Raw genomic sequence first — 14,405 nt, 5'->3', positions numbered from 1 at the left:
AGCCGGTGGCAGCTTGGCGACACACGCTATGGAACGACGGCCCGACGAGCGCATGTGCCGACGAAGAGACGAGAGGGCGCGGTCCCGAGACTGTCCGCCGACTGCAACTGCCGGCATTTGTACGAGTCCGGCTGCGCCGCGCTAAACCACTGTGGTCAGCACGTCATTTGCTCACCTCGGAGACGCCTTTCTCTCGGAATATTGCGCATCGACGAGCACGCCGAATCCGTCCTGCTTCCGACGAAAATTTCAGGACAGCCCCCTTGATTGAGTATTTGCTTTAGTACTCAACTGTATATTGCTATGGTGCTCGCCATATGTCTTGCCTTTTCACGCCAACTTTGCTGCTCACATGCAAGATTCTGCACCCGCAATCAGAGTTAGGGCTTTCCTGCCGATGGCGCCCTATCTTGCCAAGCACGATGTCTCAGCCATCGAGTTCTGCGCTCGAGTCGGCATCTCTCCAAACGTGTTCCAAAACGCAGATGGTTGGCTCCCGCGCGCCAAGTGCTTCCACATGGCCAACGAACTGGCAGCCCTCCTGGGCGATCCATTCGCCGGCGCGCATGTCGGACGTTTGACCGAACTGCGTGATCTCGGCCAATGGGGACAGTCGATTCTGGCTGCAGAGAGCGTGGCTGATGCATGTGCTCTCGCGGCAGCCAACGCTTCATCAATCCACTTGGGATCAGACGTACGCCTCCAGGTGGAAGGTCAAACCTCCCGGATCATTTTCCGCTTCGCCGATCATCTCCAGTTCGATCCTCGGCAGTTCATCTTCGGCAGCCTCGCTGTACTGCGGAAGGTACCGTTGTTGGCGGGTGAACCCTCTGCAATACGAGTTCGACTGACAGCTTCGGCGGACCGTGGAACCGAGGCTCTGGAGGAGTGTTTGGGGGCCAATATCGAAACTGGATGCGACTACGACGTGATCGAGTTCGATCGGGCGTTGCTCGAGCTTTCTCTTAAAGCCTCCCGGAATCGGCCTTCAAAGGGGACAGAGGCGCTAGCCTCGACGGTGAAGACGGCGATGCTGCTCAAAGAAAGGCTCCCTGACGGTCACGCGTTGGGGCTGGCGGCTGCGGCAAGAAGCCTTGGCATGTCAACTCGGACTCTCCAGAGGCGCCTAAAGTTTTGCGGCGTTGATTTTGAGGAGTTGCTCGACGAAACGCGTCGTAGTGAAGCGATCCGGTTAATCTGCGAAGACGTCTACAGCATGACCGACATCGCTTTTCGAGTTGGCTATAGCGATTCCGCGCACTTCACGCGCGCGTTCAAACGCTGGACGGGAGTTCCGCCATCACGCTTTCAGATGGACCGGGAATGAAAATCGATCATTGGATCGCTCTAGAAAGTCAGGAAACCACATCACTGCTGGTCGACGAAGTGACCGCGGTAGTAGTCGTCGATCCGGGTGTGAGCGCGAACCCCGCTACCCAGGCTTGTGGCAAAGTCGATCGAGCACGTCGCGAAGCGCAGTCGCGGCTTCGTCTCGCTCGCCAGCAGACATCAACTCGGGTTCCGCTTCCAGTCTGAGATGCGGCAGCTCGGTTCGAACGGCGCTGCGTGCGGCGACCAGATTGGCCTTCAGATCGAGGACGCTATATGTGGCGACGGGATAGGCGATACCCTTGACCTGGACATGCCCCAGCTCGACACAAGCGATCGTGTCCTTCACTTGCGCAAAGGTCTCATAGGAAATGAGCACTGTCCCCGCCGGCGCCTCCTGCTCGAGGCGCGAGGCGAGATTCACGGCGCCGCCGATTATCGTGTAGTCCATGCGATCTTCACTGCCGAAGTTGCCGACCGTGCAGTAGTCGGTATGGATGCCGATGCGGCATCGCAGCGGCGTTTCAATGCCGATGTCGCGCCAGATTTCTGCAAGTTCGCTCATCCGTTTCTGCATGGCGAGAGCCATCTCAACACAGGCGAGCGCGTCCTCCTTGACGCCGCGGGTCTCCGGATCCCCGAAAAACATCAGGATCGCGTCGCCGACATACTTGTCGATGGTGGCGCCGTGTTCCAAAGCAATCTTCGACATTTCCGTCAGATAGTGATTGAGGAGCTGGGTGAGATCCTCGGACTCCATCTTGTCGGTGGTCTCGGTAAAGCCGGCGATGTCCGAAAAGCATATCGTCAGCTTCTTCCGCTGACTGGCGATCCTGACGTCCTGACGGCCGGTGAATATCGAGTTGTATACTTGCGGCGCCAGATATTTCGCCAGCTTGCTCGAGAGCGCCTCGAGGGCTGCGGATTTCACCGCGAGGTTCTCCTCCCGCTTTTTCAACTCCGTGATGTCCGAGTAAACGGCGACCGTGCCGCCGCCTGTGATGCGGCGCTCGCTTATCATGATCCATCGCTCGTCACCTCGCCGCTGCACCCACGGTTCGCCAGGATTGCGGTGCCGGGAGAGCCGCTCGGCGACCCATTCCTCGAGCCGCCCCTCGGCATCCTTGATGTAGCCGCGCTCGGCGGATCGGCGGATGATGTGCTCGAATGTAGTGCCGGGCGTCAATTCGATCGCAACATCGCTGTAGAGCAGTTCGCGGTAGCGGCTGTTGCTGAGGACGAGCCGGTCCTCCACGTCATAGAGAGCGAACCCCTCCGAGATGCTCTCGATGGCATCTACGAGCCGCTGGCGTGCTTCAGCAACCTCGCGCAGATTCTTTTCCTCGACCTCGACAGCCGTGTCCCGGAACAGCCTGAGCGCCTCGGCCATACGGCCGATTTCGTCGTGGCCAGCGGCAGGCAATGGCGCACAAAGATTGCCGCCGGCGATCGCGAGCATGCCCTGGCTCACGCTTCCCAAACGGGCGAGAAGGCTGCGGTCGACATAGAGCCAGACGATCAGAATCGAGCTCAACAGGCTGAGAACGGCCGAGCCAAGGACAACGCCGGTGCCGTAGCGCTGGACGACCGCAGCCTCGAGACCGGACGAGGCGATCTCACGGTTTGCCGCAGCGACAAGGCGATCGACCGCAGCGGTGAGACTGCGGGACAACCGATTGTTTTCGGCCAGAAGTTTTTCGCCCTCAGCCAGGACGGCAAACTCGTCCTGTCGCGCCTTCGGTATGCTGTTGCCACCATCGATCAGCGCCTTGAACTCGCCCACCCGCTGTTGGAAGCGGGACCGTAGCTTCTCGTCGATCTCGGTTGAAACCATTTCGAGGACGGCGAGCGACCGGCGCAGCGGAAAGAGCATCAATGCAAGATCGCCTGGCGTCGGTGCGTTCGCCAACTTAACCAGCGCGTCGTTGACGGCGGATATCTCCTGGTGTGCCCTCTGCTGGGGGATGTAGCCCGTAATCGCCTCGACCAGGTCGGAAGTCGCCGCCGCGCGTCGGTCTGAGGCGAGCGACGTGTCGGCCGCGACAGTTCTCCATTGCGCAAGCTTGGAATTCATCACCAGGATGCCGGCCGCCAGAAGGCGTTGGCCCGCAATTGTCGTAGCCGATAAGCGGCGTAACAACTCCTCCTTGCGTGCGACTACGGTGAGCCGGGCGGCGACAAGGTCGTCGAGTGCGTCGAGGTTGCGCCGCAGACCAAGCACCGCCGCCTCGATCTCGGCGACCGCCGCCGTGCCAAGCGTGCCTCCCTTGAGCGCGGCAAGCAGTTCCTCGAGGCGCGCCATCTCGACCCCGATCGCAGCCGAGACCTCGTTGTGCCGTACCTTGCTCGTTGAATTCAGTACAGACGGCGCAGTTGCCGCGACCCGCTCGGCTTGGCGCGACAGTTGGAGGGACGCCAGCGCCGACGGCACCCGATCCCTGGTTATGCTGTCCACGACCTCGCCGACCTGGAGGAAGGCATAAAGAGCAGCGGCCGTCGCGAGCACCGCGAAGGTGCTGATGCCGAAGAAAGCCAGCAACAGGCGGCCGCGTATGCCTAGGCGTTCAAGCATCGCGGCGACACTTAATCTGAACGATCGCGCTGGCTTGATCTGCATAAGATGCCCCAAGTGACGCGGCGGCGTGTGGCGGGCTGCTATTCAACCGGCACATACTCTCCACCCCGCCAGACGTACCACACCCAGCTTTGGTTCGTGAGGTCGCCCTTGTCGTCGAAATCGACCGGGCCGAGCACAGTGTCGAACTCCTGTCCGCGCAGTGTCGCGATGACCGCCGGCAGTTCGAGCGAGGCTGCCTTCTCGACCGCCTGCGCCCAAAGCTGGACGGCAGCGTAGCTCAGCAGTGTGTAACCTGCGGGCTCGAAGTTTTCGGCACGGAACCGCTCCACCACCGGGGCAGCGTCGGGGTTTCGCCGCGGGTCCGCGGAGAACGTAAAGAGGGTCCCCTCGGCTCCCGGGCCGGCGATCAGCGCAAACTCCTCGGTTGCCAGGGCGTCGCCGGAGATGATCTGAAGCGCGTAGGCGCGGTCGCGTGCAGCACGAACAATCAGCGCAACCTCGGCATGATACCCGCCGACATACAAAACGGCGATGCCAGCGGCCTGTAACGCAGCGATCTCCGCCGAATAGTCGTTCTTAGCAGGGGTGTATGCGTCGTAGACAGCTTCGGTTACGCCCCGCTTGTTCAACTGCTTTCTTGTCTCATCGGCGAGACCCTTGCCATAGGTCGTGCCGTCGTGAAGGATCGCGATTTTCTTTTCGCCCCATTCATCGGCTAGGTAGTTGCCGGCCACGATCCCCTGCTTATCGTCGCGACCTATGACCCGAAAAACGTTGTCACGGCCCTGTTCGGTCAACAGCGGATTGGTCGATCCTGGTGAAATCTGCAAAACCGCCGCCCCCTCGTAGACCTTTGATGCCGGGATCGAGGCCCCCGAGCAGTAATGTCCGACGACGAACACCACTCCGTCAGCCACCAGTTTCCGGGCTGCCGCCAGGGCCTGCTCGGGATCGCAGAAATCGTCGACGTTGATGACGCGCACCTGCTGGCCAAGGACGCCGCCCGCCGCATTGATGTCGGCTACGGCCATCTCTGCCCCACGCTGACCCTGCTCGCCGATCCAGGCGAGCCGTCCGGTCATCGCGGCCGAAACCCCGATCACTACCTCCGCCTGCGCGGGGCAGATGTAGATAGCCGCAAGCGCGGCAACAGCTATGGTGACCACGCGGTGCATCACTGTACCCCTAACGTTAGCTTACGCTAATCAAGTCGACACCGACAGTCCTTTGCGTAAGTGCGGATACCTCGGCTGTTTCCGCAACAGCCTCGTCTCGCGCGGTCAGCGTCGTCGGGCCGTCCGCACAGAATGCTTTCTTCGCTGAAACAGTCGCAGCACTGCAAGCCGAGCTCGGCAAGGAAGGACTGCAGGTTATACTGCGCCACTACAGCGAGCGGGAAGAGGAGAATCTGGTGTGCGTGGCACTCTCCCTGGGCGCGGCCCCTCTGGGCTCCCCGCCCTCTGTTCCTTGCCATTAATGGCCGAGACATGCCATTAAAGTCTGAGACGCAAAGCAGCCGCGAAGGACCGCTTTGCAGCGCAAGCAGACATTGCAAGATGCGCAGCAGGCAGCATGCTCCGGCTGCCTCTCCGTCAGGCAGGCCCACACACTTCAGGAGAACTCATGTTTGACCACGTCAAATTCGGAGTCAGCGACTATGCAGCGAGCAAAGCGTTCTTCCTCAAGGCACTCGAACCGCTCGGCGTAGCCGTTGTCTCGGAGGGGCCACCGACGTACGGTGTCGAGCTTAGCCCAAAGGGTAAGGCTTCATTGTGCCTGTACCAAACCGAGGAGAAGCCAGCGCATCTTCACTTGGCGTTCACGGCCGAGAATCACCAGCAAGTCGAAGCTTTCTATCGCGCGGCTCTGGAAGCAGGTGGTAAAGACAACGGTGCGCCTGGTCTGCGCCCGCACTACCACGCAAATTACTATGCAGCTTTCGTCATTGGTCCGGACGGGCACAACATCGAAGTGGTTTGCCACGAACCCGAGGCCTAAACCTTCCATCGAGGGGACGTCCACAAGCGGGCTTCGCCCACTTGTGGACGTCCTTGAAGTAAGGATCGAGGCAGGTTGGAGCAACGAACTTCACCTCAAAACCTTGTGTAATCAGGCTTCCTGTGCTGAGGATATGGAGCGAGCTGCAGGGTCCGTCCTGCCTACGGAAAGCGTGAACTGTCGCAAAGACAGGGTGCAATTCTCCGGTTTTTGCGGTGGATTTTTGCGACAGGCTTTCCCTTCGTGCTTCACGGATGCCGCGAAAGTCAGGATTTTCGCGACAAACGGAGCAGATACTCGCGATCGTTGAATGGATCGATACCGGAACGCTTGCGCAAGCGCTGCGAGTCGGCTGCCGGGGCATAGTGATGGAAGGATGTTTCCATAGTGCCCATGCCGCTCGTCAGTCCCGGCAATTGCTGCTGAATGCCTTGAACCCTCTCGGAGGCGACATGCCCTTCCAGCCGCACCACACCATCCGTAACAATCGATTCCTTGGTGACAGCGCCCGACTTGGCAAGCAAAGTCAGCAAGCGATTCAAATTCTCCGCGGGCGCTTCGAAGTAAAACTGGTCAAACGGTTCGCAGACAACGGTTTGTGCCGCCGATAGCGCCGTTGCGAGGACCCACGGCGTCAACTGCCGGAAGTCTGCAGCGGTGCTCGACGGGGAACTGTGCCGAGCAGCGGTCATGGCAACGTGGCAATCAATGACTTGCCAGCCGAAGATACCCTGTTTAAGCGTCTCGAATACGGTTTCCTCGACTGCCCGATAGAAGCTTGCCGGCATCTGGCCAACATCCACTTCCAGCGCGAAGCTGTTGCCCGCCCCTTCCGGTCGCGGTTCGACGCGCAAGCCAACGGTCGCCAAGAATGGGTTCGGCTCCTTGAAGATGATCTGAAGGCCCGTCCCGGCTCCGGCGAGCCTCTCGGCGCAGATGACTGTACTATCCTCAAACGCCACTTCGAGACTAAAATCCGTCAGCAAGGTCGATTGGATCACCTCCTTCTGCACCTCTCCATAGAGAGACACAAAGATGTCGTTCGTGTCCTCGTTCTTGCGCAGATCAATCAACGGGTCCTGTTCGGCCAACTGGTTCAGCGCCAGCCAGAGCGCCGCACTCTCGGAGGGACGCTGCGCTTGAACACGAGATTCCAGCGTTGGCGGCGCAAAATGATGTCGGACGTCTGCGAGGCGGTTGGTGCCAACCACGTCGCCGATACGGGCGCTGCTGAGGCCACTGACCCGAGCAATTTGACCTGCCCAGAAACTGGTTGCGCTGTGAACTTTGCCGGCGTCGAAAAGTTGGATTCCGGTCACCCTTGCCGGCCCCTGAGGCAGATTGAGATATTCCCGCAGCCGGACCGTTCCAGATGAGAGATAGAGATAGGACAGCTTCTCGCCGCCCCATCCGCGCTCGATCTTGAAGATCTTGCCGGTGACAGCAGCATGAGGATCGAGGTGATGGCCGGGCAGCAGGGTCGCAATTGCCGATGTCAGAGCTGGCAGGCCCACGCCGGTTACCGCCGCGCCAGCAAACGCCGGCTGCACCAGACCGCATGAAACCTGATCCCGCAGCGAGCGGTCAAGTCTTTCGCCGGTAAGACGATCCGGGGCTTGCAGATAGTCGTGCAGCAGCTCGTCATCGTTTTCCGCCAAGGTCTCGCACAGGGCGGTGAAAAGCGGTTCGCTTCCCGGATCGAAGGCTTTTACCTGAGCGAGTTTACTACCGGCATCAATTACGGCCGACATGGCGATGGGTCGAACCGGCAGTTGGCCGGCAATGGCTTGCAGCACTTCATTGTAGTGCGCACCGAGACGATCAACCTTGTTGATGAAGAATAGGAAGGGAACCCCAACACGCTGCAACGCCCGCACCAGCACTCGCGTCTGCGCTTGCACGCCTTCGACTGCAGAAACAACGACCACAGCAGCGTCCAGCAGCCCAAGCACGCGCTCGACCTCGGCGATGAAGTCGGGGTGACCGGGCGTATCGATGAGATTCACCACCGTGTCGCCGATCGTGAATGAAACTACGGCAGCCCGGATAGTGATGCCACGCTGCCGCTCCAGCGCGAGGCTATCCGTCTGCGTATTACCGGTATCGACACTGCCTAGCTTGTCGATGACACCAGCGTCAAAAAGGAGTCGTTCAGTAAGGCTGGTTTTGCCTGCATCCACATGGGCCAGGATGCCCAGATTTATAGTGCGCATGAATCCTCAACTTCTCAGAAATTCGGACGTGATTTTCGTGAGAAGGGACTCGGCGCATTGGGGCCTCTAAGAGCTGATGACTATGATTTTCGCAAGCCTCTGCTGCTTTGCAGAGCTGCCCGCAAACTTAAAGCCGTATCCAAACACATGTCAAGAACAGCTCAATCTAAGATTGAGATTGGAAAGCACAGGCAACGGTTGTTGCAAAACTCCCGATTAACGCGACGATTTCAAATCTAATTTCTGCGACGTTGAAAAACTGGGATTTTTGCAAGGCTCGCAAAGTCCATGCGGGGCTTCCTCGACCCAATGCTCTTTCGCATAGTCTGGTTGCTTATGCCGAATGCCGCATGGCCGACATGGCAGGTATCAGCCGCGGCCGTCCCTCATGTGAAACGTTGAACGTCTGCTACCAGCCCCAAAAGCCGACACCGGATCAACGCCTTGACTGGGTTCACCCAATTGCCCGGTCAAATCGAGTCTCGAATGAGGCCTCAAGTCAAAGCGTCGACGGGATTCGAGCCGCGGACCTTTGATTGATCATTTCAGCTAGGCGCCGCTGCCCCACGGTCCGTGATGGCTGTCGGCGCCATCGACGCGGTCGAAGCCGTGGGCACCGAAGAAGTCGCGCTGGGCCTGGATCACGTTGGCGGTGCCGCGGCCGCGGCGGTAGCTGTCGAAGTAGCCGAGGGCCGAGGCCAGTGCCGGTGCCGGCAGGCCGCCAAGGGCGGCCGCCGAAACGACGCGGCGCAGTGCTGCGTCGGTTTCCTTGACCATGGCGGCAAAGGCCGGCGTGACGATCAGGTTGGCGGCATCGGGCGCCTTGGTGAAGGCAGTGGTGATTTCATCCAAGAACTGCGAGCGGATGATGCAGCCGGCGCGCCAGATCTTGGCAATCGTTGGCATCGGCAGCGACCAGTCAAACTCCTTCGACGCAGCGGACATGACGGCAAAGCCTTGCGCATAGGCGCCGATCTTGGCGGCCAGCAGCGCGTTTTCCAGGTCCTTGATGAAGGCTGCCTTATCGGTGACCTCGAACGCGCCGACAGCCGGCAGGCCAAGAATCGTCTCGGCGGCTTCGCGCTCTGCCTTCGCCGACGAGATGCTGCGCGCGGCAACGGCCGCTTCGATCGCGGTTGCCGGCACGCCCATGGTCTGCGCCTCGATCACCGACCACTTGCCGGTGCCCTTCTGGCCGGCCTTGTCGAGGATCAGGTCGACGATCGGCTTGCCGGTCAGCGGGTCTGCCGCCTTCAAGACCTTCTCGGTGATCTCGATCAGGTAGGAGTTCAGCCGGCCCTTGTTCCAGGCGCCAAACACCTCGCCGATTTCGCCGGCCGTCATCTTCAGGCCGTCGCGCAGGATGCCGTAGATCTCGGCGATCATCTGCATGTCGGCATATTCGATGCCGTTGTGGATCGTCTTGACGAAGTGACCGGCGCCGTTTTCGCCGAGCCAGGCAACACACGGGTCGTTGTCGTATTTGGCGGCGATCGAGGTCAGCACCGTCTCGACGCGCTTCCAGGAGTCTTCCGTGCCGCCGACCATGATCGACGGGCCATGACGGGCGCCCTCTTCACCGCCGGAAACGCCCATGCCGATGAAGGTCAGGCCCGAATCCGTCAGCGCCTCGAAGCGGCGCATCGTGTCGCGGAAATTGGCATTGCCGGCATCGATCATGATGTCGCCCTTGGCGAGGTAGGGCTTGAGGATTTCCATCTGCTGGTCGACCGGCTCGCCGGCCTTGATCATGATGATGATCGGGCGCGGCGGGCGGATGGCGGCGACAAACGCTTCGATGGTGTCGCAGGGCACGATCTGGCCCTGAAGCTCGCCGGCTTCCGCGTAGAATTTGTGCGTCGCCTCGACGGTGCGGTTGAACACCGCGATCTTGTTGCCTTTTTCAGCGATGTTGAGCGCCAGGTTCGAGCCCATGACACCGAGACCGATAAGGCCGATTTCCGCCTGTGACACGTGATTGCCTCCTCAGGAGATTGGACGCTAGAGCATGTCGCGCAAAAGTGCGCAGCGGTTTTGCGATAACGACATGCGTAAAATCAAACAGTTAAAGCGCGTTGCACGACGCTGCTTAACCGCAACGCGCTTTAGGTGATGTTTCCGAGCGCTCGGGGTGAAGGCTCCAGGCGATCGTGGGATCCCGCGGTCGCCTGGAGCAATGGCGACTAGAAGGCGAGTTGCACTTTCATCGAACGACTGCGGTCGCCGGCAGTCTCGAAAGCACGCACCGCGTCTTCCAGGGGGAAGATCCCGGTCAACAATGGGGTCAAGTCCACCCGGCCGGCGTTGATGAGATCGACGGCCAGCCCGAACTCTTCATGGAACCGGAACGTGCCGCGCATCTCGATCTCTTTTGCCACCACGAGGTTTTGCGGGATGGCAACATCGCCGCCCAGCCCGAGCTGGACGAGCACCGATCGCGGCTTCAGGACGTCGAGACCGGAGCGCACCGCCTGCGCATTTCCCGAGGCCTCGAACTGGACATCGAAGGTGCCCTTGTTGGCGGCGTAGGCGGCGAGCTGATCGGGATTGTTGGCGACATTGATCACCCGATCGGCTCCGATCGATAGCGCCTTGTCAAGCACGCCGTCCATGACGTCGGTGGCGACGATCTCACGCGCACCGTGAACGCGCGCGGCGATGATCGCCAGTGCCCCGATCGGCCCACAGCCGGTGACGAGAACCCGCTTGCCAAGCAAAGAGCCCGCGCGCGCCACGGCGTGAAGGGTCACGGCAAAGGGTTCGGCGAGTGCCGCCTCGTTGCTCGAGACGCCATCAGCGACCTTGTGGCACTGCCACGCCTCGGCGACCAGGCGCTGCCGAAACGCTCCCTGGATATGCGACATCGGCATGGCGCTGCCGTAGAAGCGCATGTTCAGGCAATGGTTCTGCTGACCGCGCTGGCAATAGTCGCACGTCCCGCAGGGGCGGCTCGGCGACACGGCCACCCGGTCACCGATAGAGAGGCCGCGGACACCGTCACCGAGCGCCCTGATCGTGCCGGCGACCTCATGGCCGAGGATCATCGGCTCGCGCAGGCGCACCGTGCCGAAGCCGCCATGGTTGTAGTAGTGCAGGTCGGATCCGCAGATACCGCCGGCTTCGATCTGAACCTCGACCTGGCCCGGTCCCGGGGCCTCCGTCTCGCGATCCTCGATCCGCAAATCCTTGGCGGCGTGAATGACAACGGCTTTCATCTTATGGCCTCAGACGACAGGGGTTGGCAGTGCTTCGCCGGCAAAATGCGCGGCAAGATTGTCACGGACGAGCTTGCCCATCGCCTTGCGGGTCTCGATCGTGCCGGAGGCATGGTGGGGCTGTAGCAGGACGTTGTCGAGGTTCAGGAAGCGAGGATTGAGCATCGGTTCGCCCTCGAAGACATCGAGCGCTGCCGAACCGAGTGTCCCGCTTTCGAGCGCATCAAGGAGAGCGTCCTCGTCGATGTTGGAGGCCCGCGAGATGTTGATCAGCATCCCCTCCGGGCCGAGCGCCTCGATGACCTCCTTCGAGACGATGTGCCGCGTCGCGGCAGAGGCTGCGAGCGTCACAAACAAGACATCCGAGCGCTCTGCCAGAGCGACGGGATCAGCGACAAACGTCATGCCGTCCGCATAGGGCTTCTCAGTGACGTCGCTATAGGCGATGTCCATGTCGAAGCCGCTGAGGCGCTTGGCCACTTCAAAACCGATGCGGCCGAGGCCGAGCACGCCGGCCCTCTGCCCCCAGACCCGCCGCTTCAGCGGATAGAGGCCTTGTGTCCTCCAGCTTCCGTCCCTGACCCAGCTTTCCGCGCCGATCATGCCCCTCGACTGGCAGAGCATCATGGCGACGCCGAGATCGGCAACGTCATTGGTCAGCACGTCAGGGGTATTGGTGACGCGGATACCGCGCTCACGGCAGGCAGCGAGGTCGACGGCGTCGTAACCGACACCATAGACAGATACGATCTCCACCTGCGGGAGCTTGCCGATCAGGTCCGCCGATGCGCCGAGCTCGCCTCGAGTGGCGATCGCCCGGATGGTCGGCCCGTGCGTCGCAAGGAACGCATCCCGATCCTCGGCCTCATAGATCTTGTGGACCGCGTAACGCGCTTCGAGATCCACCAGGTCCCAATCCGGATAGGGTCCCATCAACAGGATGTCCGGTTTCGTCATGATTTTCCTCCCGTGGGTTCTTCACTGGCCGCGCGATCCGCGCGGATCGCCAGGGTGTTCATCGCCAGCGCCACGATGCGCTCCAGCGACTGATCGATTTCGATGGTCACGACGTCCGCCTCCCCTAAGGGCAGCTCGAGGATGGCAAGTTGGCTGTCGAGCAGCGACAGCGGCATGTAGTGGCCCTTTCGCTCTGCCAGGCGCGTCGCGAGCAACGCCCGGGTGCCCTGCAGGAAGACGAAGGTGATTGGCTGCCAGGCAACCTCCCGCAGCCGCTCGCGATAGGCTCGCTTCAAGGCCGAACACGACACGACGGTGGCCGCTGGGCTTGCCAGCCGCGCGCCGATCTCCTCGAGCCAGGGCCAGCGGTCGGCATCGGTCAGCGGGATGCCGCTGCGCATCTTCTCGACATTTTGAACCGAATGCAGGCTGTCGCCCTCGATGAAGCTCGCACCCAGATAGGTGGCGAGCCGTTCGCCAACCGCGGACTTACCGCAGCCGGACACGCCCATGACGACGACCGGGCCGAAGCCGCGGCGGATCTCAGAGGCTGGTAGTGATGCCGCCATCGACATAGAGCGTGTGTCCGTTGACAAAGGAGGAGGCGTTGCTCGCCAGGAAGACGGCCGCGCCCACCAATTCTTCGACCTCACCCCAGCGGGCCGCGGGCGTGCGCTTTTCCAGCCAGGAGGAAAACTCGACGCTATCGACCAGCGCCTGGTTCAGCGGCGTCTTGAAGTAGCCGGGCGCGATCGCATTCACCTGCAATCCGTATTTCGCCCAGTCCGTGCACATGCCGCGCGTCAGGTTCCTGACCGCACCCTTGGTCGCAGTGTAGGGGGCGATCGACGGGCGCGCGAGCTCGCTCTGCACCGAGGCGATGTTGATGATCTTGCCGCGACCGCGACCGATCATGTGTCGGGCAACCGCCTGACCGACGTAGAAGACGCTCGAAATATTCGTCTTTAGCAGTTGCTCGAAGCGCTCGACCGGAAAGTCCTCAAGCGGGGAGCGGAACTGCGTGCCGGCATTGTTGACGAGGATGTCGATGGCGCCGACATCCTGCTCGATCGCATCGACGCCACGCTTCACCGCTTCGGCGTCCGTGACGTCGAAATCCGCGACATCGACAGTGTGGTCGGCGTTCTTCAATGAGGCAGCGGCCGCCTCCAGCTTCGAGCGGTCGCGACCGTTCAGGACTAACGCCGCGCCGTGCTCGGCGAGACCACGCGCCAACGCGAGCCCGATGCCCTGCGACGAACCCGTCACCAAGGCGCGCCGGCCTTTGAGGTCGAAAAGTGGAAATGACAAACCTGTTCTCCTTCACCGTCGAGCGCCGCTGCGCAGGCGAGACATCTCGATCCCCGCGTCAGCCTTCGACCACGAGCCCTTTTGCCTTCAGCACCGGCTCAAGCTTGCTGACTTCGATGACCGATTTTCCAGCCTTGTATGCCGCAATGTACTCGGCTTCGGCCTCTTCGCGCGCTTGCGACAGCTTCGCGACTTCAAAGGCTTCTCCCCGCCGCACGACGACCAGGCCGTCGGCGTCGCCGACGATGATGTCGCCGGGGTGGACGAGCTCCCCGCCGATGACAATCGGATCGTTGGTGGAGGTCAGGGTTTCCTTGACCGTCCCCTTGATGCAGACGCTGAGCGAGAACACCGGGAAGCCCAGCTCTCGCAATTGCAGGGTGTCGCGCACGCCGCTGTCCGTCACAAGTCCGCCAATTCCCTTGGCAAGGCAGGCATTGGCGAGGACGTCGCCAAACGAGCCGGCCTCCTCATACTCGCCGGCCGAAACGACGATGATGTCGCCGGGCTGAGCGTAGTTGATTGCAAGCTGCAGCATGATGTTGTCGCGGGGGGCGCAACGAACCGTGAAGGCCGGACCGCAGAGCTTCATGCGGTAGTCGACAGGCTTGATGCGGGAGGACAATGCTCCCCGGCGCCCCTGCGCCTCATGGATCGTTGCCGGCGAAAACTTGGCCACCGCTTCCACTTCGGCGGCACTCGGGCGAACGGGCATTTTCTTGATATGCGTCATGATTTTTCCCACAGGTGGTCGCGGCGGGCGAGAAGCCCGCCGTTTGCGTTGTTCAAGACATTTCGGAAACA

General features: G+C 61.3%; 11 protein-coding genes. 2 read left to right on the top strand and 9 right to left on the bottom strand.

Annotation, left to right across the window (positions count from 1 at the left end):
* Window positions 1-397: 397 nt before the first annotated feature.
* Complete coding sequence (locus AC244_RS16965; protein WP_082366883.1) at window positions 398-1,327, top strand: AraC family transcriptional regulator; 930 nt, start codon at window positions 398-400, stop codon at window positions 1,325-1,327.
* Between the two features lie 105 nt (window positions 1,328-1,432).
* Here AC244_RS16965 and AC244_RS16960 read toward each other — a convergent pair whose 3' ends face one another.
* Together AC244_RS16960 and AC244_RS16955 are read right to left on the bottom strand one after the other, a co-directional pair.
* Window positions 1,433-3,901 (bottom strand): adenylate/guanylate cyclase domain-containing protein, encoded by a 2,469-nt coding sequence (locus AC244_RS16960; RefSeq protein ID WP_053250000.1) that lies wholly within the window; start codon window positions 3,899-3,901, stop codon window positions 1,433-1,435.
* A gap of 83 nt (window positions 3,902-3,984) precedes the next feature.
* Window positions 3,985-5,082: a branched-chain amino acid ABC transporter substrate-binding protein gene (locus AC244_RS16955; protein ID WP_053249999.1), complete on the bottom strand. Its 1,098-nt coding sequence runs from the start codon at window positions 5,080-5,082 to the stop codon at window positions 3,985-3,987.
* 448 nt (window positions 5,083-5,530) lie between these two features.
* Between AC244_RS16955 and AC244_RS16950 the strand changes: the two genes are divergently transcribed.
* Entirely contained in the window at window positions 5,531-5,905 is a 375-nt protein-coding gene (locus AC244_RS16950) for a VOC family protein (protein WP_053249998.1), read from the top strand.
* A 266-nt stretch (window positions 5,906-6,171) separates the two neighbouring features.
* Here the strand turns inward: AC244_RS16950 and AC244_RS16945 are convergent, their stop codons facing one another.
* From AC244_RS16945 to AC244_RS16915, 7 genes are all read right to left on the bottom strand, one after another.
* On the bottom strand, window positions 6,172-8,118 hold the full coding sequence (locus AC244_RS16945) for an elongation factor G (RefSeq protein ID WP_053249997.1): 1,947 nt from the start codon (window positions 8,116-8,118) through the stop codon (window positions 6,172-6,174).
* 549 nt (window positions 8,119-8,667) lie between these two features.
* Window positions 8,668-10,092 carry an NADP-dependent phosphogluconate dehydrogenase gene (gene gndA / locus AC244_RS16940; RefSeq protein WP_053249996.1) on the bottom strand — a complete coding sequence of 475 codons (1,425 nt, stop codon included), beginning with the start codon at window positions 10,090-10,092 and terminating at the stop codon, window positions 8,668-8,670.
* Window positions 10,093-10,301: 209 nt separating this feature from the next.
* Window positions 10,302-11,333 carry an L-idonate 5-dehydrogenase gene (locus AC244_RS16935; RefSeq protein WP_053249995.1) on the bottom strand — a complete coding sequence of 344 codons (1,032 nt, stop codon included), beginning with the start codon at window positions 11,331-11,333 and terminating at the stop codon, window positions 10,302-10,304.
* A 9-nt stretch (window positions 11,334-11,342) separates the two neighbouring features.
* Window positions 11,343-12,290 (bottom strand): 2-hydroxyacid dehydrogenase, encoded by a 948-nt coding sequence (locus AC244_RS16930; RefSeq protein ID WP_053249994.1) that lies wholly within the window; start codon window positions 12,288-12,290, stop codon window positions 11,343-11,345.
* On the bottom strand, window positions 12,287-12,865 hold the full coding sequence (locus tag AC244_RS16925; protein WP_082366882.1) for a gluconokinase: 579 nt from the start codon (window positions 12,863-12,865) through the stop codon (window positions 12,287-12,289). Before AC244_RS16925 ends, AC244_RS16930 begins: the two co-directional genes overlap by 4 nt.
* Window positions 12,834-13,601: an SDR family oxidoreductase gene (locus tag AC244_RS16920; RefSeq protein ID WP_053249993.1), complete on the bottom strand. Its 768-nt coding sequence runs from the start codon at window positions 13,599-13,601 to the stop codon at window positions 12,834-12,836. The genes AC244_RS16925 and AC244_RS16920 overlap by 32 nt, the downstream gene beginning before the upstream one ends.
* A 58-nt stretch (window positions 13,602-13,659) precedes the next feature.
* Window positions 13,660-14,334: a 4-carboxy-4-hydroxy-2-oxoadipate aldolase/oxaloacetate decarboxylase gene (locus AC244_RS16915; protein WP_053249992.1), complete on the bottom strand. Its 675-nt coding sequence runs from the start codon at window positions 14,332-14,334 to the stop codon at window positions 13,660-13,662.
* Window positions 14,335-14,405: the final 71 nt, after the last annotated feature.

Source organism: Ensifer adhaerens, from assembly GCF_001270265.1.
GTDB classification, from domain to species: Bacteria; Pseudomonadota; Alphaproteobacteria; order Rhizobiales; family Rhizobiaceae; genus Ensifer; species Ensifer adhaerens_B.
Note: the sequence above shows the minus strand (reverse complement) of the source record. Positions and strands in the feature narration are given on the sequence as shown.

Excerpts from the sequence above, each read along its gene's own strand:
- AC244_RS16965 (WP_082366883.1), top strand. The coding sequence starts at position 398 with ATGGCGCCCTATCTTGCCAAGCACGATGTCTCAGCCATCGAGTTCTGC.
- AC244_RS16960 (WP_053250000.1), bottom strand. The coding sequence starts at position 3,901 with ATGCTTGAACGCCTAGGCATACGCGGCCGCCTGTTGCTGGCTTTCTTC.
- AC244_RS16955 (WP_053249999.1), bottom strand. The coding sequence starts at position 5,082 with ATGCACCGCGTGGTCACCATAGCTGTTGCCGCGCTTGCGGCTATCTAC.
- AC244_RS16950 (WP_053249998.1), top strand. The coding sequence starts at position 5,531 with ATGTTTGACCACGTCAAATTCGGAGTCAGCGACTATGCAGCGAGCAAA.
- AC244_RS16945 (WP_053249997.1), bottom strand. The coding sequence starts at position 8,118 with ATGCGCACTATAAATCTGGGCATCCTGGCCCATGTGGATGCAGGCAAA.
- AC244_RS16935 (WP_053249995.1), bottom strand. The coding sequence starts at position 11,333 with ATGAAAGCCGTTGTCATTCACGCCGCCAAGGATTTGCGGATCGAGGAT.
- AC244_RS16930 (WP_053249994.1), bottom strand. The coding sequence starts at position 12,290 with ATGACGAAACCGGACATCCTGTTGATGGGACCCTATCCGGATTGGGAC.
- AC244_RS16925 (WP_082366882.1), bottom strand. The coding sequence starts at position 12,865 with ATGTCGATGGCGGCATCACTACCAGCCTCTGAGATCCGCCGCGGCTTC.
- AC244_RS16915 (WP_053249992.1), bottom strand. The coding sequence starts at position 14,334 with ATGACGCATATCAAGAAAATGCCCGTTCGCCCGAGTGCCGCCGAAGTG.